Source organism: Streptomyces sp. CB02414, assembly GCF_001905385.1.
Taxonomy (GTDB): domain Bacteria; phylum Actinomycetota; class Actinomycetes; order Streptomycetales; family Streptomycetaceae; genus Streptomyces.
Map to the genome: position 1 here is coordinate 83595 of NZ_LIPF01000010.1, position 21962 is coordinate 105556.

At 72.4% G+C, this 21962-nt stretch carries 17 protein-coding genes and 1 pseudogene; 11 read left to right on the top strand and 7 right to left on the bottom strand.

Annotated elements, in window-relative coordinates; genetic code table 11:
* Positions 1 to 48: 48 nt before the first annotated feature.
* Positions 49 to 294 (top strand): heavy-metal-associated domain-containing protein, encoded by a 246-nt coding sequence (locus AMK11_RS29620; RefSeq protein ID WP_073731168.1) that lies wholly within the window; start codon positions 49 to 51, stop codon positions 292 to 294.
* A gap of 77 nt (positions 295 to 371) precedes the next feature.
* Positions 372 to 2633 (top strand): heavy metal translocating P-type ATPase, encoded by a 2262-nt coding sequence (locus AMK11_RS29625; protein ID WP_073731169.1) that lies wholly within the window; start codon positions 372 to 374, stop codon positions 2631 to 2633.
* A 360-nt stretch (positions 2634 to 2993) separates the two neighbouring features.
* Here AMK11_RS29625 and AMK11_RS29630 read toward each other — a convergent pair whose 3' ends face one another.
* Entirely contained in the window at positions 2994 to 5060 is a 2067-nt protein-coding gene (locus tag AMK11_RS29630) for a BCCT family transporter (RefSeq protein WP_241847108.1), read from the bottom strand.
* Between the two features lie 188 nt (positions 5061 to 5248).
* On the opposite strand from AMK11_RS29630, the gene AMK11_RS29635 reads away from it, so the two are divergent.
* A complete protein-coding gene (locus AMK11_RS29635) occupies positions 5249 to 5866 on the top strand; it encodes a TetR/AcrR family transcriptional regulator (RefSeq protein ID WP_079187784.1) in 618 nt (205 codons plus the stop codon).
* Between the two features lie 183 nt (positions 5867 to 6049).
* Positions 6050 to 6733 (top strand): phosphatase PAP2 family protein, encoded by a 684-nt coding sequence (locus AMK11_RS29640; RefSeq protein ID WP_073731170.1) that lies wholly within the window; start codon positions 6050 to 6052, stop codon positions 6731 to 6733.
* A gap of 8 nt (positions 6734 to 6741) precedes the next feature.
* On the opposite strand, the gene AMK11_RS29645 is transcribed toward AMK11_RS29640, so the two are convergent.
* From AMK11_RS29645 to AMK11_RS29655, 4 genes and pseudogenes are all read right to left on the bottom strand, one after another.
* The gene (locus AMK11_RS29645) at positions 6742 to 7194 is read right to left on the bottom strand and encodes a phospholipase (protein WP_073731171.1); all 453 of its coding nucleotides are present in this window, start codon (positions 7192 to 7194) and stop codon (positions 6742 to 6744) included.
* 191 nt (positions 7195 to 7385) lie between these two features.
* Positions 7386 to 7754: pseudogene (locus tag AMK11_RS38805) on the bottom strand (cupin); the annotation flags it as partial.
* A gap of 9 nt (positions 7755 to 7763) precedes the next feature.
* A complete protein-coding gene (locus AMK11_RS29650) occupies positions 7764 to 8693 on the bottom strand; it encodes a PmoA family protein (RefSeq protein ID WP_073731172.1) in 930 nt (309 codons plus the stop codon).
* The gene (locus AMK11_RS29655; RefSeq protein WP_073731173.1) at positions 8690 to 9805 is read right to left on the bottom strand and encodes a Gfo/Idh/MocA family protein; all 1116 of its coding nucleotides are present in this window, start codon (positions 9803 to 9805) and stop codon (positions 8690 to 8692) included. Before AMK11_RS29655 ends, AMK11_RS29650 begins: the two co-directional genes overlap by 4 nt.
* 208 nt (positions 9806 to 10013) lie before the next feature.
* On the opposite strand from AMK11_RS29655, the gene AMK11_RS29660 reads away from it, so the two are divergent.
* The 3 genes from AMK11_RS29660 (at position 10014) to AMK11_RS29670 (ending at position 13078) form a co-directional block, all read left to right on the top strand.
* Entirely contained in the window at positions 10014 to 10607 is a 594-nt protein-coding gene (locus AMK11_RS29660; RefSeq protein WP_073731174.1) for a Dps family protein, read from the top strand.
* 112 nt (positions 10608 to 10719) lie between these two features.
* Entirely contained in the window at positions 10720 to 11784 is a 1065-nt protein-coding gene (locus AMK11_RS29665; protein ID WP_073731175.1) for a hypothetical protein, read from the top strand.
* A gap of 91 nt (positions 11785 to 11875) precedes the next feature.
* The gene (locus AMK11_RS29670) at positions 11876 to 13078 is read left to right on the top strand and encodes a cysteine desulfurase-like protein (RefSeq protein ID WP_073731176.1); all 1203 of its coding nucleotides are present in this window, start codon (positions 11876 to 11878) and stop codon (positions 13076 to 13078) included.
* A 9-nt stretch (positions 13079 to 13087) separates the two neighbouring features.
* Here the strand turns inward: AMK11_RS29670 and yicI are convergent, their stop codons facing one another.
* The gene (gene yicI / locus AMK11_RS29675) at positions 13088 to 15358 is read right to left on the bottom strand and encodes an alpha-xylosidase (RefSeq protein ID WP_073731177.1); all 2271 of its coding nucleotides are present in this window, start codon (positions 15356 to 15358) and stop codon (positions 13088 to 13090) included.
* Between the two features lie 283 nt (positions 15359 to 15641).
* Between yicI and AMK11_RS29680 the strand changes: the two genes are divergently transcribed.
* From AMK11_RS29680 to AMK11_RS29695, 4 genes are read left to right on the top strand one after another with little or no spacing between them, the layout of a single operon-like run.
* The gene (locus AMK11_RS29680) at positions 15642 to 16928 is read left to right on the top strand and encodes an ABC transporter substrate-binding protein (protein ID WP_073731178.1); all 1287 of its coding nucleotides are present in this window, start codon (positions 15642 to 15644) and stop codon (positions 16926 to 16928) included.
* Between the two features lie 11 nt (positions 16929 to 16939).
* On the top strand, positions 16940 to 17893 hold the full coding sequence (locus tag AMK11_RS29685) for a carbohydrate ABC transporter permease (protein ID WP_073731179.1): 954 nt from the start codon (positions 16940 to 16942) through the stop codon (positions 17891 to 17893).
* A 6-nt stretch (positions 17894 to 17899) separates the two neighbouring features.
* Positions 17900 to 18727: a carbohydrate ABC transporter permease gene (locus AMK11_RS29690; protein ID WP_073731180.1), complete on the top strand. Its 828-nt coding sequence runs from the start codon at positions 17900 to 17902 to the stop codon at positions 18725 to 18727.
* A 40-nt stretch (positions 18728 to 18767) separates the two neighbouring features.
* Positions 18768 to 20150, top strand: coding sequence for a GH1 family beta-glucosidase (locus AMK11_RS29695; RefSeq protein ID WP_073731181.1), 1383 nt, complete (start codon positions 18768 to 18770; stop codon positions 20148 to 20150).
* Positions 20151 to 20594: 444 nt separating this feature from the next.
* On the opposite strand, the gene AMK11_RS29700 is transcribed toward AMK11_RS29695, so the two are convergent.
* Entirely contained in the window at positions 20595 to 21836 is a 1242-nt protein-coding gene (locus AMK11_RS29700) for an ROK family protein (RefSeq protein ID WP_073731182.1), read from the bottom strand.
* Between the last annotated feature and the right edge of the window lie 126 nt (positions 21837 to 21962).

Here is a 21962-nt window from a genome sequence, read left to right on the forward strand (position 1 = left end):
GATACCCCCGGCCCGTATCCGTCCCGCGTCGCACGTTCGGAGGAAGACATGACCTCGACCGTCACCACCCCCGTCACCCCGCCCGTCAGCACCACCTACGCCGTCGCCGGCATGAGCTGCGGTCACTGCAAGGCGACGCTCACCCGGGTGATCGGTGAGCTGGACGGTGTCACCAGCGTCGACGTCCAGGTCGGCTCCGGCCGGGTCACCGTCACCGCCACCACCGAGCCGGACGACGCCGCGATCGCCGAGGTCGTCGACGAGGCCGGTTACGAGCTGACCGGCCGCGTCTGAAACCCCCGCACTCCCCCGCCGCACCGCCGGGGCCCTTCACCCCGGGTCCCGGCCGACGATCCGCATCAGGAGCAGCCATGACCACCAGTACGACCGGCGCACCGACCGAGGTAGAGCTCGCCATCGGCGGCATGACCTGCGCCTCGTGCGCCGCCCGGATCGAGAAGAAGCTCAACCGGATGGACGGGGTCACCGCCACCGTCAACTACGCGACGGAGAAGGCGAAGGTCAGCTACGGCGCCGACGTGTCCGTCCCCGAGCTGATCGCCACGGTCGAGGCGACCGGTTACACGGCCCGCGAGCCCGAGCCGGTGCGCTCCGAGCCGGAGTCCGGCACGGAGAGCGCCGAGGCCGCCGACGAGCTGCGGCCGCTGCGGGAGCGCCTGGTCACCGCCGTGGTGCTGGCCGTCCCCGTCATCGCGATGGCGATGGTGCCGGCGCTGCAGTTCGAGTACTGGCAGTGGCTGTCGCTGACGCTGGCGGCGCCCGTGGTGACGTACGCCGCCTGGCCCTTCCACAAGGCCGCCTTCACCAACGCCCGGCACGGCGCGGCCACCATGGACACGCTGATCTCGGTCGGCACGTCGGCGGCGTTCCTGTGGTCGCTGTGGGCGCTGTTCTTCGGCACCGCGGGCACGCCCGGCATGACGCACCCCTTCGAGCTGACCATCGCCCGCAGCGACGGCGCCGGGAACATCTACCTGGAGGCCGCCGCCGGGGTGACCGCGTTCATCCTGGCGGGCCGCTACTTCGAGGCCCGTTCCAAGCGCAAGGCGGGGGCCGCGCTGAAGGCCCTGCTGGAGCTCGGCGCCAAGGACGTGACGGTACTGCGGGGCGGCGCCGAGGAGCAGATCCCGGTCGCCGAGCTGAGGGTCGGGGACCGTTTCCTGGTCCGTCCCGGCGAGAAGATCGCGACCGACGGCACGGTCGTCGAGGGCACGTCGGCCATCGACGCGTCGATGCTCACCGGCGAGTCGGTGCCGGTGGAGGTCGGCGTCGGTGACGCGGTCACCGGTGCGACCGTGAACGCGGGCGGCCGGCTGGTGGTCGAGGCGACGCGGGTCGGCGCCGACACCCAGCTGGCGCGGATGGCGAAGCTGGTCGAGGACGCGCAGAACGGCAAGGCCGCCGCCCAGCGGCTCGCCGACCGCATCTCCGGCGTCTTCGTGCCCGTCGTCATCGTCCTCGCGCTGGCCACTCTGGGCTTCTGGATCGGCAACGGCTCCGGGCTTACGGCCGCGTTCACCGCCGCCGTGGCGGTCCTGATCATCGCCTGCCCCTGCGCCCTGGGCCTGGCCACGCCGACCGCGCTGATGGTCGGCACCGGGCGCGGCGCCCAGCTCGGCATCCTCATCAAGGGCCCCGAGGTGCTGGAGTCCACCCGCAAGGTCGACACCATCGTCCTCGACAAGACCGGCACCGTCACCACCGGCCGCATGACGCTGCTCGCCGTGCACACCGCCGACGGCACCGAGGAGGGTGACGTGCTGCGGCTGGCGGGTGCCCTGGAGCACGCCTCCGAGCACCCGATCGCCCGCGCCGTCGCCGACGGAGCGCTGGAGAAGCTGGGCGCGCTGCCCGCGCCCGAGGACTTCGCGAACGTCCCGGGGCTCGGTGTGCAGGGCGTCGTCGACGGCCACGCCGTCCTCGTGGGCCGCGAGAAGCTGCTCGCCGAGTGGGCCATGGAGCTGCCCGCCGAGCTGGCGCGGGCCAAGGCCGAGTCCGAGGCGGCGGGCCGTACCGCGATCGCCGTCGCCTGGGACGGCGAGGCCAGGGCGGTCCTGGAGGTCGCCGACGCGGTCAAGGACACCAGCGCCGAGGCTATCGGCCGGCTGCGCGCCCTGGGCCTGACCCCGATGCTCCTCACCGGCGACAACAGGGCCGTCGCCGAGTCGGTGGCCGCGGAGGTCGGCATCGCTCCCGAGCACGTCGTCGCCGAGGTCATGCCCGAGGACAAGGTCGACGTCGTCAAGCGCCTCCAGGAGGAGGGCCGTTCGGTGGCGATGGTCGGGGACGGGGTCAACGACGCCGCCGCGCTCGCCCAGGCCGACCTGGGGCTGGCCATGGGCACCGGAACCGACGCCGCCATCGAGGCGGGCGACCTCACCCTGGTCCGCGGCGACCTGCGGGCGGCCGCCGACGCGATCCGGCTGGCCCGCAAGACGCTGGGCACCATCAAGTCCAACCTGTTCTGGGCCTTCGCCTACAACGTCGCAGCCCTGCCGCTCGCCGCGGCCGGGCTGCTCAACCCGATGATCGCCGGAGCGGCCATGGCCTTCTCCTCGGTCTTCGTCGTGGGCAACTCGCTGCGGCTGCGGGGCTTCAAGGCCGCGAGCTGAGCCGCCGACACCGGCGAGCCGCCGGCCGGCCGATACGGGCCGGCCGGCGGCTCGTCGGTGTCGGCGGCAGGCCGTTCCGGGCCGACCCTGGTACGGCGGTCCCGCGGAGGTCCGGGAGGCGCCCGCCGTACGCGGTGCGGGCCGAGGTGGGGTGGGGCTCAGCTGGGCGCACGCCCCGGACATCGGCGTGTGCCCGCCGGTGGCCGGGGCATCGGACGAACCGCCGGAAGGGACGCACGGAGCCTGCGCGTCGCGCCCGGTCGGAGCCCGTCCGCCCGCGCGGGCGTCGCCCCCCCCCGAGGCACCCCCGAGGCATCCCAATGGCCTGGGGGCATCCCCGCCGTGCGGGGGCGCACTCCGTCAGCGACGCTCCGAGGCCGTGCAGTCGCGCAGCAGCCGGGCCGTGCGCTCCTCCACGCCGGCCGCGGACGACGCGAACTCGGGTGTGTCGAAGACCTCCCCCGCGATCGGGTCGCGGGGCATCGCCGTCTCGTCCCACTCGACGGCACCAGTCGTGGTGTCGACGGTGGTGGCGTAGGCGGGGACGTCCAGAACGGTGAGGACGCGAACGGAGGAGGTGCCGACTGCGGCCGCGTGCGTCAAGGATTCGGAGTCCTCCGGGGACGGGAAATCCACGACGTCCGCGGTGATCGGTTCGGCCGGGGCAGCGGTCTCCAGTGTGGCGGTGGCCGATTGCCGGGCGGTCGCTCCCTCCGCGCTCCCTCCGCCGCGCTGAGCACGCAGCAGTGCGCGCAGGTCGCGCTCCAGGTGCTCCTCACTCCCGGCGGCCTCGCGGGCCGCCGACACGAGCGCCGTGGGAGTGGCCTTCGGATGGGCTCGCACGTACCGGGGCATGATCGCGATCTCGTGACGGAACATCCGGATCATCGCCACGACGGCTAGGGCGTAGATCACCGACAGAGGAGCGGCGCTGGCTATGGAGCTGACCTGGAGGACGGTCAGAGCGGCCTCACCGCCCGCGAGGAGGAGCAGCGCACCCGCGACACCGATCGTCACGGCCCAGAACACCCTGGTCACTCGAGGGGTCTCGGTGCTGCCACCGTGCGAGAGGACGTCGATGACCAGCGCACACGAGTCGGAAGAGGTGACGAAGAAGAGGGTGATCACCACCAGAGCGACCACGGAGAGGGCCGCGGCCAGGCCGGGTCCGCCGGAAATCCGCTCGAAGAGCGTGAACAGAGTGGTGTTCGTGTCGACCGCACCGCCCTCGCCGGCCATCGACCCGTTCTTCAGCTGCTCCACGATTCCGGTGCCGCCGAAGACCGTGAACCAGACGACGGCGATCAGGGTGGGTGCCAGCATGACGCCGAAGACGAACTCGCGGACCGTGCGGCCACGCGAGATGCGGGCGATGAACATGCCGACGAAGGGCGCCCAGCTCAGGAACCACGCCTGGTTGAACAGGGTCCACCCGAGCGTCCAGCCGTCGTCCGCGCCCGCGCCGGTGACCAGGGCGAGCTTGGGCAGAGTCTGCAGGTACTCGCCGGAGTTCTGGACGAACGACTGGAAGAGGAAGGCCGTCGGCCCGATCAGCAGGACAGCGAGCGCCAGCACGGCGGCCAGGCTCATGTTGGCGTTGGACAGCCAGCGCACGCCCTTGTCCAGGCCGGTGACGACGGATACGGTGCCCGCCGCGGTGACGATCACGACGAGGGTCAGCAGCAGGCCGTCGGAGGGCTGGAACCAGCCCAGGTGGGCGACACCCGCCTGCATCTGCAGCACGCCCTGACCGAGCGAGGTCGCGACACCGAAGACGGTCCCGACGACGGCGAAGACGTCGATGGCGTGACCGACCCACGACTCGATCAGCTTGCGGCCGAAGACCGGCTCCAGCAGCCAGCGGATGGACAGGGGCCGGCCGCGGCGGAAGGACATGTAGGCCAGCCCCAGGCCGACGACGGCGTAGATGGCCCACGCGTGCAGCCCCCAGTGGAACAGGGCGGCACCGATGGCGAACCGGCCGGCCTCGGCGCTACCCGGCTCCACGCCGGCGATCTCCGGCGGCGCCATCATGTGGGTCAGGGGTTCCGCCACCCCCCAGAAGACGAGTCCGATGCCCATGCCCGCCGAGAACAGCATGGCGAACCAGGCGAACCGGGAGAACGCGGGACGTTCGTCGTCCCTTCCCAGACGGATGGCGCCCGCCCGGGAGAACGCCACCCAGAAGGCGAACACCAGAAAGACGGTGACGAGCAGGACGTACCACCAGCCGATGGTCTTTCCGATGCCGTCACGCAGCTCGGTGAAGGCGCTCTGCGCCTCCGCTCCGTACGTCGCCCCGTACCAGGTGGCGAATGCCAGTGAAGCGACGATGATCGCGAGAGCCGGCAGGAACACCGGCTTGCTCAGGCTTCGCCAGGCGGCGGTGACGGGGTTCGCCCCCGGCGCTTCGGGCTGGGCGGCCACGCATACTCCCTTCGCTCGGCAGCCGCGCGGGCTCGGCCGCGCCCGCCCCCTTGGGAGCCGTCAACCTCGCGCTTCGGCGGCGGAGAATGCTCGACGCCACCTGGCTACACTGATCTGTGTAATTCCGGCTGGCAGGCTAAGTAGGCAGATCAGTGAAAGTCAAAAGCGGAGGAGCGAGGAGTCCGGACTTGACACAGCTCAGCGGCGGGACGGCGGAACACCGGGAGCCTCGGCGCGCCACCACGGCCCCGCCCCCGGTCGACCCGGCGGGTCTCACACCACGCGCCCGCCTGGTCCTCGCGGTGGCATCAGGCCTGTTCTACGAGCACGGCATCCACGCGGTCGGTGTCGACACGATCGCCGCCGAGTCCGGGGTGACCAAACGCACCCTCTACAACAACTTCGGGTCCAAGGACGCCCTGGTCGCCGCCTATCTCCGGCAGCGCCACACGACCTGGTGGCAGCGGCTGGAGGAACGGCTGGAGGCCGCTTCGACGCCGCGCGCCCTGACCCTCTTCGATGTCTACACCGAGGACGCCCTCACCAGCACCCGCGGCTGCGCCTTCCTCAACGCCGCAGCCGAGCTCCCCGAGGACCACCCCGCCTTCGCCGTGGTCCGCGCGCACAAGAACGCCGTCGAACGGCGCCTGCGCGAGCTGGTGGCGGAGGACCGGCCCGCCACCGACCCGCACCGCCTCGCCCGCCACCTCTTCCTCCTGCTGGAGGGAGCCTTCGCCCACCAAGGGGTGCACGGCCGGGGCCTGATCACCGAGGCCCGCGACATCGCACGGGACCTGCTGACCTGATCCCGGCCGCCGGACGGAAGGCATCCGCGTCCGTCCCCCGGACGGGTCCGGCCGGCGGGCCGTGGGCCGGGACACGGGACAGGCTTGTGCGGCGACGGATCGCCCGATACGCGCCGGCCACCCACCGTGCTCCCGGCGCGTTGCGCGTACCCCGCTGCCCCTCGCCCCGCGGAGCAGGAGCCCATGACCGAACCGACCAACGCCGACGGGGACACCAGCGGCCCGCTCGCGCCGGCCCCGGTGCCCGCCCGGTCCCGCCGCCGGGGCCTCGACGCCGTACTCGGTGATCTGCGTGCCGTGGACGGCGCGCTGTACGCGGCAGTGGCGGCCACCTCCACCCCCACGCTCGACCGTGCGCTGCGACGGCTGTCCCGCGCGGCCGATCATTCGAAGATCTCACTCGGGATCGCCGCCGCACTCGCGCCGGCCGGTGCGCGGCCCCGCCGGGCCGCACTCGTCGGGCTCGCCGCGGTCGCCGTGACGTCGGCCGCCGCGAACCTGCTGGGCAAGCGTCTGGTGCGCAGGGCACGGCCGGACCGGGAGGCGGCGCGGGTGACGGTCGACCGGCACGTGCCGATGCCCGTGTCGGCGTCCTTCCCGTCCGGTCACACGGCCTCCGCGGTCGCGTTCGCCACGGCGGTCGGCGTGGTCCTGCCCGAGGCGGCCGTGCCGCTCGGCGCGCTGGCGGGCGCCGTCGCCTACTCCCGGGTCCACACCGGCGTGCACTATCCCGGCGACGTGGCCGCGGGCGCCGTACTGGGCATCGCCGGGGCGGCCGCCGCCCTGGCGGCAGCGGCGGCCTCCCCGGTGCCGGGCCTGCGGTCGGTCTGCTCGCCATCGCGGGCACCGTCCTGCGCGGACCGGTGACGGCTGCGTCAGCCGAAGGCCCGCACGGCCTGGTAGTACGTCCACGCCGTGCTGTTGCAGGCGGCCTTGGTGGCGCCCCCGTAGCGGGCGCAGACTCGCTTGAGGTCCTCGTAGAAGGCGCTGTCGAGCCGGGACTTGTTGGCGCTGAAGGTACCGGCGTCCTTGTAGTTGCGGTAGCCGAAGTCGTGCCGCGCGCAGGAGCTGCTGAAGGGGAAGCCGAACGGGTTGTCCGGCGAGGAGGAGCAGTAGTCGGTGGTCCAGTCGAACCCGTAAGCGGCCCAGGCGGACTGGTTCGCCCGCGCGGCGGCCCAGGCGTTGTAGCTGGACGCGCTGGTCTGCGTCCAGCTCGCGAGCACCCGCGGCTTGTCGGCCGGAGCGGCGTCGGCCGTCGCGGCGGTCGCGAGGACGGTGGTCACGGACAGGGCCGTGGCGGCGAGTCCGGTGGCGAGTCTGCGGTGCATTCCACACCTCCATGAGGCTGCGGCCCGCCACTCGGGCCGCAGGTTCATGTCAAGATGATGCGCATTTCGACCACCCCTTCACACTTCCGCCGCCCTAATGGCCCCTTAACTCTTCGGCCCGGCAAGGGATCGGGAAGTGAACAGCCGCCAGCCCCATCCCATCTGCCCCTCAACTCCCCTCCGTGCGGGGCGCGTCGAACGGTGGCCGACGCGCCGGACCGCCACAACTCCCGCCGGCCGGGCACCTTGTCCCGCCCAGGCGCGCGGCGGCCCGCTGGAACTCCCGGTACGGCCGTCGCCCCCGGCGGCCAGGGCCTCGCGCAGCACCAGGTAGCCCCCCGGGACGGCGAGGTCCCTGCGGCGCCGTGCCGCGGCCTCCGGGTCGGCCGGCACCTCGGGCGGGAAGGTGAGGACGGCGTCCCCGGCGTGAACCAGGCGACCGAGCCCGGCCCCAGCGGGACGTCCCGGTCGCCGTCCGGGCTCAGCGTCTGCACCGCGCCGTCTCCACCGGTGACGACGTACGCCTCCGTGCAGACCAGGCGCGGGTGCGGGCCGGGGCCCGGGTGCGCTCACCAGGCCAGGGTGTCCAGATGGGCGCCGACCCGGTCGCGGTCCCAGGCGCCGTCGGCGACCAGGACGCGGTAGCGGTAGGCGAAGGACTCGCCGGGAGGCAGCTCGAACTCCTCGAAGAACGCCCAGGAGAACGCCACGCTCGGGACGGGGTCGGCGCGCACGAACCAGTGCGAGGGGTGGATCGCCCGCTCCTCGTCGAGGTTCTCGGGCGCGTGCGCGAAGACGAGCGTGGAGTGGGCGTCGACGTCGTCGTGCTCGGTGGTGAAGGCGAGCCAGGGGCTCTGGGTGCCCATCAGTCCGGCGGCGTCCGCTTCGGTGTCCGGCGCGAAGACGGTGCCGCCGGTGAAGTCGCGGGGGCCGCGCCACTGGAGTCCGGTGTAGCCGGCCATCTCGCGGCCGGCGGTGGTCGGGGAGCCGAACACCAGTGCTTCCGTGCGGGTGTTGGTGAGGCGGATCGACCAGTCCAGGGCCCAGGAGCCGGCCTCCTCGTCGACCGAGTGCAGGGTCAGGCCGCGCTCCTCGCGGGCCCACTCGGCGCCGCCGTTCTCGATCCAGGTGAGGTGTTCGGTGAGCGCGAAGCGGTCGTCTCCGACCGTGAGGCCGGCGAAGCCGTCGTGCCGCATCGAGCCGATGCGCTCGGGCAGCGGCCGGTAACCCTCGCCGTGGACGTAGCAGTTGCCGCCCCAGAAGTTCTGGCCGGACAGGTGACTGGCCGTCATCTGCAGGCCCTTGTGCCAGCGGTGGTCGCTGGGGCGGTAGCCGGTCACCGTGCGTCCGGCGAGCGTGCGCACCGGGTGGGCGTAGGGCTTGCGGGACTCGAAGGCGTCGGGGTCGGGGCGGTAGACGTAGCGGAGGATCTCGGTGCCGCCGGCGGCGGTGACGGCGATGTGGTCGCCGTGGGTGTGGGTGACGCGGAAGGTGCTCATGCGCGCTCCTTAGGGGCCCAGTCGGGGTGGTCGCCGTGCATGGCCGCGTGGAAGGGGTCGCCGGGCGCGATCTCGCCGGCGAGGACCGGCCGTCCGGTGAACGCCGCCTTGTAGAGGGCGGCGGCGAAGTCCAGCGTGGCCCGGGCCTCCGTGCCGCTGCCGGGCGGCCGCTCGCCCGCGTCCCAGGCGTCCAGCACGGCGCCGAGCTGCGCCGTGTGGGAGCTGGGCACGTCCGTCGCCGGGGTGCGCCAGGCGGCGGCGCGTTCGGGGTCGACGTGCCGGGCCGGGGTGTAGGTCCAGTCGTCGTTGCGGTGCCCGTACAGGTGGGTCAGCTCGACCGTGGCGTCGGCGCAGTCGACGCGGACGCGGCTCACCTCGTCCGGGGAGAGCACGCTGTTGACGACGGTGGCCAGCGCGCCGCTCGCGAACCGCACCAGGGCGGTGGACACGTCCTCGCTCTCGGTGTCGTGGACCAGGCGGGACGCCATGGCCCGCACCTCCGCCCAGGGGCCGAGCAGGTGCAGCAGCAGGTCGTACTGGTGGATGCCGTGGCCCATGGTCGGGCCGCCGCCCTCGGTGGACCAGCGTCCTCGCCAGGGCACGGCGTAGTAGGCGGCGTCGCGGTGCCAGGTGGTCTGGCAGTGGGCCACCAGCGGGGCGCCCAGCTCGCCGCTCGCGATCAGGTCGCGGGCGTGCGCGGCGCCCGAGCCGTAGCGGTGCTGGAAGACGACGGACGCGTACGCCCCCGACGCCTGCTCGGCCGCCGCGATGTCGTCGTACTCGGCCAGCGACAGGCACAGCGGCTTCTCGCACAGCACCCAGGCGCCCGCCTTGAGCGCGGCCACCGCCTGTTCCCGGTGCAGGGACGGCGGCGTGCCGATCAGGACCAGGTCGGGCCGTACGGCGTCCAGCATGTCGCCCACCGACGTGTACCCGGCGACGTCCCCGCCCGCCTCGGCCCGGAAGGCGTCGAGCCGCGCCCGGTCCACGTCCACGGCGGCGACCAGTTCCGTCCGTTCGGCGTGGGCTCTCAGGGCGGGCAGGTGGCCGCCGGTGACGATGGCACCGGTGCCGACCACGGCGACACGGCGGCGGGCGGGACGTGGGGACATGCGGTCCTCCTCGGACGTCGGCGCACGACGGGCACGGACGCCGGCAGAAAGCGCTTTCACTCGGGCAGACCCTAAGCGGCGGGCGAACGACCGGACAACCCCCCAGCGTTTGCGGGCACGGCGGACGGCTGGTCGACTGTCGCCGGGGGGACCGGGGCCGGTCGCACCGCGCCGGCGCAGTCTTCAGTCCTCCGGAAGGAAACCAGGCGTGAGCAACCCGAAGTCGTCGTCCGTGGAGCACAGGTCCGACGGCAGCCAGCCCTGGCTGCACCAGAAGGGCCGCACCATCCAGGAGTTCGGCACCGTCAAGCAGTTCCCCGTGGCGCTGACCATGGACACCCGGCTCTACTCCTGCCAGCGGCTGAACAAGGTGCTGGCGGACACCCGGATCCTGCACGACCTGTACAAGAAGTACCACTGGCTGATGCGCGGGGCGACGTTCTACCAACTGCACCTGCTGCTGGACAAGCACGCCGGCGAGCAGCTGGAGCTGATCGACACGGTCGCCGAGCGCGTCCAGACGCTCGGCGGCGTCGCCATCGGCGATCCCCGGCACGTCGCCGAGATCACCACCGTGCCGCGTCCCCCGGACGGCGTCGAGGAGGTGCCGGCGATGCTGTCGCGGCTGCTGGAGGCGCACGAGCTGATCCTTGCCGACTGCCACGACGCGGCCGCGCGCACCCAGGAGATGGGCGACGACGGCACCAACGACATCCTCGTCTCCGACGTCGTGCGCACCAACGAACTCCAGGCGTGGTTCGTGGCCGAGCACCTGGTGGACACGCCGCTGGTGCACGCCTGAGTTCCCGTCACGTGACGGCGGCGGCCCCCCGGAGGGCTGCCGTCACCCTCCGTGCACCCGGGCGGGGGCGTCCGTGATGCCCCCGTCCCCCTTCTGTGAAAGCGTCCGGCACATGGCCCACTCGTCCCACGGCGCCCACGCCGAGCCCCCGACGCGCGGGCAGCGGTGGTCCACGTTCCGGCAGTCGCCGTTCTGGCCGGCCACCGTGCTGGTGCTGATCCTCGCGGCGGCCGCGGGACTCTTCGCGGGTTCGTACACCTACTCGATGGCGGATCCGACGCCGCACTCGATCCCCACGGCGGTGGTCGGCTCGTACGAGGAGGCACGCGGCCAGGCCTTCCTGGACGGCCTGGAGAAGGCGCTGAACGCCTCCGTGAAGGTGCACCCCTACGAGAGCACGGCCGAGGCGCGGGAGGCGATGCAGGACCAGGAGGTCTTCGGGATCTTCGAGATCCGCGACGACGGGCGGACCGCCGTGCTCGACCTGTCCAGCGCGTCGGGCGCCTCGGTCGCCCAGGTACTGGCCGACACGGCACCGGCCGTGGGGAAGAAGACCGGCGTCCAGGTCACCGTCCGGGACATCAACCCCCTCCAGGAAGGCGACCCGCGCGGGCTCGCGATCTTCTACATCTCGCTCGCCGCGGTCATCATCGGTTTCGTCGGCGCGATCCAGCTGAGCGTGCACGCGCGCTCTCTGACCCCGTTCGAGCGCATCGTCTTCACGGCGGCCTACGCGCTGCTCGGCGGGTTCGCCATCGCCGCGACGGTGGACTGGCTGCTGAACGCGCTGGACCTGCCGTTCGTCGAGTCGTGGATGATCCTGGCGCTCACCATGTTCGCGTCGGGCATGGTCTTCACGATGTTCAACACCCTGTTCGGACGCTGGGCGATGCTGCCGACCTGGGGCCTGATGGTGCTCCTCGGCAACCCGTCGTCCGGCGGCGCCGTGTCCTGGCCCCTGCTGCCCTCTCCGCTGGGGGCGATCGGGCAGTGGCTGCCGCCCGGCGCCTCGGTCAACGCGCAGCACACGGCGGTGTACTTCCAGGGCCACCAGCACCTCTTCCCGTTCCTCGTGCTGGGCGGCTGGGCGCTGCTGTCCTGCACGGTCTTCTGGATCTGGCGGCACCGGCATCCCGGCGGCCGCGAGAAGCAGCCGGCCCACGCCGCGGACTCCTGACCGCCGGCACTCGTCCCTCCAGGGCGTCTGTTCCGATCGGCGCCCCGCTGCGATCATGAGGCGGCAACGCCCGCCTTCGGTTGGAGAGCACATGGCCCTGGACGTCGACGCGATCCGCGCGCAGATACCCGCCCTGAAGTCCGGCTCCGCCCGCTTCGACGCCCCGGGCGGCACCCAGACCCCGCAGCCAGTCATCGACGCCGTCGCCGAGGCACTGGCCCATCCGCTGGCCAACAGGGGCCGGACGACCGAGGGCGAGCGCAACGCGGACGGCATCGTCACGGACGCCCGCGGCGCCCTGGCCGACCTGCTGGGCGCCGACCCGCGGGGCGTCGTCTTCGGCCGCAGCGCCACCCAGCTCGCCTACGACCTGTCCCGGATGCTCGCCAGGACGTGGGGGCCGGGCGACGAAGTGGTCGTCACCCGCCTCGACCACGACTCCAACATCCGGCCCTGGGTCCAGGCGGCCGAGGCGGCCGGCGCGACCGTGCGGTGGGCCGACTTCGACCCCGCCACCGGGGAACTGCTTCCCGAGCACATCGAGGCGGTGCTCTCCCCGCGCACCCGGCTGGTCGCGGTGACCGCCGCGTCCAACCTGATCGGCACCGTGCCCGACATGGCGGCCGTCGCCCGCCTCGCGCACGGCGTCGGCGCGCTGCTGCACGTCGACGCGGTGCACTACGCCTCGCACGCCGTGGTGGACCTGACGGCGCTGGGCGCGGACACGCTGGTGTGCTCGCCGTACAAGTTCCTCGGTCCGCACCTGGGAGTGCTGGCGGCCCGGCCGGAGTTCTTGGAGACACTGCGGCCGGACAAGCTGCTGCCCTCCAGCGACGCCGTCCCCGAGCGCTTCGAGCTGGGCACGCTGCCGTACGAGCTGCTGGCGGGGGCCCGCGCCGCGGTGGACTTCCTCGCGGGTCTGGAGCCGGACGCGCGCGGCAGCCGCCGGGACCGGCTGGCGGCCTCCTTCGCGGCCCTGGAGACGCACGAGGAGGCGCTGCGCGAGCGCATCGAGCGGGGACTGGCGGAACTCCGCGGGATCACCGTGTACTCACGGGCCGCCCGGCGCACCCCGACCCTGCTGTTCACCGTGGCGGGCCTCAGCCCCGCCGAGGTGTACGGGCGGCTCGCCGAACGCGGGATCGACGCGCCCGCCGGCTCCTTCTACGCCCTGGAGGCCTCGCGCCGGCTGGGACTGGGCGACGAGGGTGCCGTACGCGTGGGACTCGCGCCGTACACCGACGCCGGCGACGTGGACCGCCTCCTCACCGCGCTGGGCACCCTCGCCCGCTGACCCGACGGCTCACCCCAGCGGCACCGTCACCTCACCGGTGCCCTCCGCGCTCGCCCCGCCCGCGACCCGCACGGTGAACGGGCGGTCGGTGCCGGTCGCGGTGACCCGCAGGACCTCCCCGTCGCGCCGCACCCGGAAGGTCGCGGCCGGGGTGCCCAGCAGGTCGGGCACGGTGACCTCCGCCCCGTAGCCGGGCCCGGCGGGCGGGTGGACCAGCAGGGTCGGGGCGTCCAGCCAGTCCCCGTCGGGACGGCTGTCGTCGGCGGCCAGCGGGAGGACGGCGCCCTCACGGACGTACAGCGGCAGGCTGTCGTAGCCGTGCCGTTCGGTGCGCCAGACGGGGCCGGTGACGCGTTCGCCGGTCAGGAGGTGGGTCCAGGTCCCCTCGGGGAGGTAGACCTCGGCCTCGCCGTCCTCGGTGAAGACCGGGGCGACCAGCAGGTCGGGGCCGAGCATGTACTGGCGGTCCAGCGTCCGGCAGCCCGGGTCGTGCGGGTACTCCAGGAGCATCGGCCGCATCATGGGCACGCCGGTGCGGTGGGCCTCGGCGGCGACGCCGTACAGGTAGGGCATCAGGCGGTGCTTGAGGTGCGTGAAGCGCCGGGCGACGTCGACCGCCTCCTCGCCGAACTCCCACGGCACCCGGTAGGAGGAGGAGCCGTGCAGGCGGCTGTGCGAGGAGAGCAGTCCGAAGGCCAGCCAGCGCTTGAAGACCGCCTCGTCGGGGGTGCCCTCGAAGCCGCCGATGTCGTGGCTCCAGAAGCCGAAGCCGCTCAGGGACAGGGACAGGCCGCCCCTGAGCGACTCGGCCATCGCCTCGAAGGACGACCAGCAGTCGCCGCCCCAGTGGACGGGGTACTGCTGGCCGCCCGCGGTCGCGGAGCGGGCGAAGAGGACGGCCTCGCCCTGCCCGCGTTCCTTTTCGAGGAGTTCGAAGACGGTGCGGTTGAAGAGGTGCGTGTAGTAGTTGTGCATCCGCTCCGGGTCGGAGCCGTCGTGCCAGACGACGTCGGTGGGGACGCGTTCGCCGAAGTCGGTCTTGAAGCAGTCCACGCCCTGGTCGAGCAGCGGCTTGAGCTTCCCGGCGTACCAGTCGCGGGCGGCGGGGCTGGTGAAGTCGACCAGGCCCATGCCGGCCTGCCACAGGTCCCACTGCCAGATGTCGCCGTCCGGCCGGCGCACCAGGTGCCCGAGGGCGGCGGCCTCGTCGAAGAGCGGGGACTTCTGGGCGATGTAGGGGTTGATCCAGGCGCTGATCCTCAGGCCCTTGGCCTTGAGCCGCGCGAGCATGCCGTCCGGGTCGGGGAAGACGTCCGGGTCCCACTGGAAGTCGCACCACTGGTACTCGCGCATCCAGAAGCAGTCGAAGTGGAAGACGGTCAGCGGGATGCCGCGCTCGGCCATGCCGTCGACGAACGACGTCACCGTGTGCTCGTCGTACGACGTGGTGAAGGACGTGGTGAGCCAGAGACCGAAGGACCAGGCGGGCGGCAGTGCGGGGCGGCCGGTGAGGGCGGTGTAGCGGGTGAGGACGTCCTTGGGGGTGGGGCCGGCGACGACGTAGTACTCCAGCGTCTGGTCCTCGACGCTGAACTGCACCTGTCCGACGGACTCCGAGCCGACCTCGAAGGAGACGGCTCCGGGGTGGTTGACGAAGACGCCGTAGCCGCGTGAGGAGAGATAGAACGGGATGTTCTTGTAGGCCTGTTCGCTGCTGGTGCCGCCGTCGGCCTGCCACATGTCGACGACCTGGCCGTTCTTGACGAACGGGGTGAAGCGCTCGCCGAGGCCGTAGACCTGCTCGCCGACGCCGAGGGAGAGGCGGCCCAGCATGTGGTGGGCGCCGTCGCCGGTGGTGGCGAACGCGGTGCTCTTGGCGTTGGCTCGGGTCAGTTCGCGTCCGTCCGCGTCGTGGAAGGTGAGGCCCCAGGGGCCCTCGCGGTCCAGGCGGAGACTCAGCGGGCCGCTGGTCAGCTCGGTGACGGTGCCGTCCTGGCGCACCGTGCCGGCACCGTCCGCGTCGGCCGCGAGGGCGAAGTCGGGGCCGGGCCGGCGCTTGCCGGCGTGGTGGGTGACGCGGACGCCGATGACGCCCTCGGCGGGAGAGAAGCATTCGACCGTGAGGAGCGGCGCGTTGAGCGTGTCACCCCTGCGCGTCACCTTCTTCACGGCGGCATGGGCGGTGAAGCGCTTCGATTCGGGGCGCACGTCGCGCACTTCGGTGGCGTACGAGATCTGCACGCCCTCACGGATGAGCCAGAAGCCGTCGGTGAACTTCATGATCTTCCTCGGATGGGACGGGAGCTGTCGGATGGGCGAACGGGGACCGTCCCGCAGCGTTTTGATCGTACACAAAACAAATCCGGCCACCGAGGGGCCGCGACGGCCCTCACCGCTCTGATCAGGCACGATTACCGACGAGAACAATCTCTTCACGCCACGGAACGAAGAGATCGGGGCCACTTTCCTCTAGCGCGGCAGCACCCTCGTGACGTATTAGTCATCACACCAAACAAAACGGTCCGGCGACGAAGCCGGACGGTACGACAGCAAGGGCCGCACCATGTCGAAGCGCTTCACCTCGCTCGCCTTGACAGCACACCCTCCTGCCGCCGGGCACCACGGGCGAGGACGCTCACGCCGAGTCGTCGCCCCGGTCGCCGCCGTCTGTGTCCTGGTCGCCGGGGCCGCGCTCACCGGCTGCGGACAGCAGCGGGACCCCGACGTGTACACCGTGCTGAACTCCTCGACCGACGAGTCCTACCACCGCTGGGACGCGGAGGCGATGGCCCGCTGCGGCGAGCGGCTGGGCATCACCGTCGAGCAGCAGAGCGTCCCGGCCTCGCAGGTGATGACGAAGGCGCTGCGCATGGCCTCGTCCAAGTCGCTGCCCGACATCGTGCAGTTCGACGCGTCCGAGATGCCGACCTTCGCCGACGCGGGCGGCCTGACCGACCTGCGGTCCCTCGGGCTGAGCACCGAGGACATCCCCCAGGGCATCGTCGACTTCGGCTCGTACCAGGGGACGTACTACGGCGCCGCCCGGTCGGTGAACACGCTGGCGCTCTTCTACAACAAGGACGTGCTCGACGAGGCCGGCGTCGCGGTGCCCACCACCTGGGCGGAACTGCGGGAGACCGCGAAGGAGCTCACCCGGGGCAAGCGGTACGGCCTGGCGCTGAGCGCGGGCGGCGCGGAGGACGGCGTCTTCCAGTTCCTGCCGTTCATGTGGTCCAACGGCGGTGACGAGACCGATCTGGACGGTCCGCGGGTCGTGGAGGCGTTGGACTACTGGAAGGGCCTGCTCGGGGACGGCTCGCTGTCGAAGTCGACGGTCAACTGGACGCAGGCGGACGTCAACGACCAGTTCATGGCCGGCAACGCGGCGATGATGATCAACGGTCCGTGGCAGGTGGAGACCCTCAACAGCGACAAGTCCCTGCACTGGGGCATCGCGCCGATCCCGGTGCCCGAGGCCGGCGCGGACTCGGTCGGACCGCTGGGCGGTGCCGTGCTCACCGTGCCGGACACCGGTGACGAGGCACGGGAGAAGACCGCCGGGAAGATCGTCGCGTGTCTGTCGAGCGAGCAGGAGCAGCTGACGTACGCGCTCAACAGCTGGATGGTCCCGGCCAACGCCGAGGCCGCCGCGGTCTGGCGCGAGAAGGTGCCGGAGCTGGACTCCCTCGCCGACCAGGTGGCCGTCGCCCGGTCCCGGACGGCGAAGCTCGGCGCCGGCTGGTCGAGCGTGTCGCTCGCCCTGCAGAGCGCCTTCCAGTCCGCCCTGACCGGCCAGTCCAGTGAGACCGCCCTGAAGCGCGCCCAGCAGCGGGCCACGAGCGGGAACTGAGGTACGCGCCCATGACCACGTCCACCGTCACCGCACAGCCGCCCGCGAAGGCCCCCGAGCCCGCCGCGGCTCCCGATCCGGCCCGGATCGCGCGCCGGCGCCGGCTCGCCCAGTGGGGGTTCGTCGCCCCCGCCGTCGTCTTCATGCTGCTCTTCTTCGGCTTCCCGCTCGTCCGCAACGTCGTGATGAGCTTCCAGCACTACACGCCGAAGACGTTCTTCACCGGTGAGGCCCCCTTCAACGGCGCCGACAACTGGTCGAACGTCTTCCACGACGCGCTCTTCGGCAAGGCGCTGTGGCACACGCTCGTCTTCACCGCGGGCTCGCTGCTCGGGCAGTTCTGCATCGGCATGGCGCTGGCGGTCTTCTTCAGCCGCCGGTTCCCGCTGAACGGGGTGCTGCGCTCGCTGATCCTGCTGCCCTGGCTGGTGCCCATGGTGGTGTCCGGCATCGTGTGGCGGCGCATCCTCGACCAGGACACCGGCGTCCTCAACTCCTTCCTGGACACCATCGGCATCGGCGGTCACACGCCCTGGCTGACCAGCCCCGAGATGGCGCTGCTCTCGGTCATCCTGGTCAACATCTGGATCGGCATCCCGTTCAACATGGTCATCCTGTACGGCGGTCTCCAGGAGATCCCGAAGGAACTGCACGAGGCTGCCGCGCTGGACGGCGCCTCGGCGTGGCGGACCTTCCGGTCGGTCACCCTGCCGGTGCTCAAGCCGGTCATCACGGTGGTGCTCGTGCTCGGCTTCATGTCGACGGTCAAGATCCTCGACCTGATCCTCGCCCTCACCGACGGCGGCCCGGCCGACGCCACCCAGACGCTGGGCACACTCACCTACCAGAACTCCTTCGTCCAGCTGGACTTCGGCGCGGGCGCCGTGGTCGGCAACGTGCTCATCCTGATCTCCGCGGTGTTCGCGGTGTTCTACCTGCGGGCCAACCGCACCGAGGGGAAGTGACCGACGATGGCCACCCACACGCCCACCGCGTCCCGGCGCCGCTGGGGCTCCACCGTCGCCGGTGTGCTCGTCCTCGCGGTGATGCTGTTCCCGCTGTACTGGATGCTCAACACCGCGCTCCAGCCGGAGTCGGGGCTGCTGAAGGTCGACCCGGTGCCGGGGAGCCTGGACCTGTCCGGTTTCTCGAAGGCCATCAGCGACCAGGGCGGGCACCTGCTGACGTCGCTCGCGGTGTCGCTCGGCGCGGTCGCCATCTGCCTGCTGATCTCGGCGCCGGCGGCGTACGGGCTGGCGCGGTTCGGGCTGCGCGGCTCGCGCACCATCGTGTTCGGCACGCTGATCACCCAGATGGTGCCGGGCATCGTCATCGCCAACGCGCTCTACAACTCGTACGTCGACCTCGGCCTGGTCAACTCCTACTTCGGCCTGATGCTGGCGGACGCCTCGCTGGGCATCCCGTTCTCGATCGTGCTGATGCGCTCGTTCATGGTGTCGATCCCGGGGGAGGTGATCGAGGCCGCGCAGATCGACGGCGCGGGGCCGGTGCGGACGTTCGTGCGGGTGGTGCTGCCGATGAGCCGCAACTCCCTGATCACGTCGGGGCTGTTCGCGTTCCTGTTCTCGTGGAGCGACTTCATGTTCGCGCTCACCCTGAACACGACCGACGAGGTCAAGCCCATCACCCTGGGCATCTACCAGTACATCGGCGCGCACGTCGGCGACTGGGGCTCGGTGATGGCCGCCTCCGTGCTCTCCGCGGTGCCGGCGGCGATCCTGCTCGTCCTCGCCCAGAAGTACATCGCCGCCGGGATCACCGGCGGTTCCGTCAAGTGACTCAAGTGACCATTGCCGTACAGGAGATGAGCAGCACAGCATGAGCGAGTACCCCGGCTTCCCGCCCGGTTTCGTCTTCGGCGCCGCGACCGCCTCGTACCAGATCGAGGGCGCGGCCCGCCAGGACGGCCGCGGCCCGTCGATCTGGGACACCTACAGCCACACGCCCGGCCTGGTCGTGAACGGCGACACCGGCGACGTGGCCTGCGACCACTACCACCGCTACCGCGAGGACGTGGCGCTGCTGCGGGACCTGGGCGTGGACTCCTACCGCTTCTCGATCGCCTGGCCACGCGTCGTGCCGGACGGGTCGGGCGCGGTGAACCCGAAGGGCCTGGACTTCTACTCCCGCCTGGTCGACGAACTGCTCGCGGCGGGCATCGAACCGGCCGCCACCCTGTACCACTGGGACCTGCCGCAGGCCCTGGAGGACCGGGGCGGCTGGCGGGTGCGGGAGACGGCGGAGCGCTTCGCCGAGTACACGGCCGTGGTCGCCGAGCACCTGGGCGACCGCGTACCGCGCTGGATCACCCTCAACGAGCCGTGGTGCAGCGCCTTCCTCGGCTACTCGGTGGGCCGGCACGCGCCGGGCGCCAAGGAGGGCCGGTCCGCGCTGGCCGCCGCCCACCACCTGCTGGTCGGACACGGTCTGGCGGTGAAGGCCCTGCGGGCAGCCGGTGTGCGCGAGGTCGGTATCACGCTCAACCTGGACCGCAACCTCCCGGCCACCGACTCCCCCGCCGACCTGGCGGCCGTGGTCCGCGCGGACACGCAGCACAACCTGGTGTGGACCGAGCCGATCCTCGCGGGCCGCTACCCGGCCACCGAGGAGGAGACCTGGGGCGAGCTGATCACCGGCGTGGACTTCCGCCGCGACGGCGACCTGGGGCTGATCTCGCAGCCGCTGGACTTCCTCGGCGTCAACTACTACCGGCCGATCGTGGTCGCCGGCGCCCCGCACCGCGAGAGCGACCCGGCGCGGCGGGTGGCGACGGACAACCGCTACGAGGAGGTACGGCTGCCCGGCGTCCGCGAGACGGCGATGGGCTGGCCGGTCGTCCCCGACAGCTTCACCGAGCTGCTGGTGCGGCTGAAGAAGCAGTACGGGGACGCGCTGCCGCCCGTCCACATCACGGAGAACGGCTCGGCCGAGGACGACGCCCCCGCCGCCGACGGCACGGTCCACGACGCCGACCGCGTCGCCTACCTGCGCGACCACCTCACCGCGCTGCGGGCGGCGATCGACGCGGGCGTGGACGTGCGCGGGTACTACGTGTGGTCGCTGCTGGACAACTTCGAGTGGGCGTACGGCTACGACAAGCGCTTCGGCATCGTCCGCGTCGACTACGGGACACAGGAGCGCACACCGAAGGACAGCTACCGCTGGTACCGGGAGATGATCGCCGCGAACAACGGGGGGTGACGCCGCGACGCGGGGACCGCCGGGCCGCGGCTCCCGTGGACGACCCCGTCAGCCCGCCCCACCGCTCGGCGTACGCCGCCCGGTGGGGCGGTGGGCATCCGGCCGCGGCCTCCACGTCAGCCACCCTCGCCCCCGTCAGCCGCCGCCCCGCCCGGCATACGCCACCGGGTCGGCCAACACCTCCCGGACAGCCGCGCCGGCCGCACGATCGCCGCGAACCGCCGCAGGTGACACCGAGGCGGGGCCCTCCGGCCGCACGCAGCCCTCGCGTCAGCCACCCCCGGCTCCGTCAGCCGCCCTCCCGCCCGGCATACGCCACCGGGTCGGCCAACACCTCCCGGACAGCCGCGCCGGCCGCACGATCGCCGCGAACCGCCGCAGGTGACACCGAGGCGGGGGCCCTCCGGCCGCACGCAGCCCTCGCGTCAGCCACCCCCGGCTCCGTCAGCCGCCCTCCCGCCCGGCATACGCCACCGGGTCGGCCAACACCTCGCGGACGATCGTGCCGGCCGCGCCCCGGGCCGCGTCGCCGAGGGGCGAGGAGGCCCGCAGCCGCTTGCCGTCCTCCTGCCACAGACCGGAGACGACCCGGCGGGCGATTTCGCGGTCGACGGCCGGCGCCAGCCAGTCCATCAGTTCGCGGTAGACGCCGCCGAGCACGACCGCTTCGGGGTCGAAGAGGTTCACGGCGCCCGACACGACGACGCCCAGGTGCCGCCCCGCCCGCTCGATCGCGGCCAGCGCGGCCCGCTCACCCCGCTGGGCGCGGCCTCCGAGTTCCGCGACGCCCCGCACACCCGTGGCCGCGTCGATGCCGGCCGCCCGGAGCAGGGCGGCCTGTCCGGCGTACTGCTCCAGGCAGCCGTGCGCCCCGCACCGGCACAGGGGCCCGTCGGGGTCGACGACCATGTGCCCGATCTCCCCGGCGAAGCCGTGCGCTCCCCGCAGCAGCTCCCCCTTGAGCACCAGGGCGCCGCCGATGCCGATCTCTCCGGTCAGGTGGAGGAAGCTGCGCACGCCCTCGGTGCCGGCGCCGAACCACAGCTCGGCCAGGGCAGCGGCGTTGGCCTCGTTGTCGGAGCTGACCGGCAGCGGACGGTGGGCCGGGCGCAGGGCGAGGAGCGCCTGCGCGAACAGGCCCTCCACCGCGACGCGCCGCCAGCCCAGGTTGGGGGCCTGGCGGACGGTGCCGCCGGTCACCAGGCCGGGCAGGGCGACGTGCGCGCCGGCCGGCACGAGGTCCTGCTCGGCCGCCGAGCCGATGGCGCGCGCCGCCAGCCGGGCGGCGCGCGCCAGCACCTCGGAGGGCTGGACCCCGCGGTTGTCGACGTGCTCGACGAGCCGGACCCGGTCGGTGCCGGCGAGGTCGACGACGCACACGGTGACGTAGTCGATGTTGATCTCCACGCCGAGCCCCGCCGGACCCGACCTGGACACCTTCAGGACGGTGCCGGGCCGCCCCGCCTGACCGCTGCTCGTCTTGCCGCCCTCGGAGACGAAGCCGTACTCCAGCAACTGCTCGACCAGCGACGAGACGGCCGCGCGGGTCAGTCCGACGTGCGCGGCGATCCCGGCCCGGGTCGCCTCCCCCGCGTCGTGGACGGCCCTCAGGACGAGGCTGAGGTTGTGCCGTCTGACCGTGGCCTTGTCGGCCTTCGGCTCCAGGGGGGTGAGGTTGTTCTTCATGGTGGTGTCGAGCGTATGCGACCGGCAGGGCTCCGACCTGCGCCGCTGTGGTCGCGGGGCACCCTTGCCCGTCCTCGTCCGGGCCTCTAGCCTGACTTTGTGCCGCAAATAAACAAAGCCCGTTCG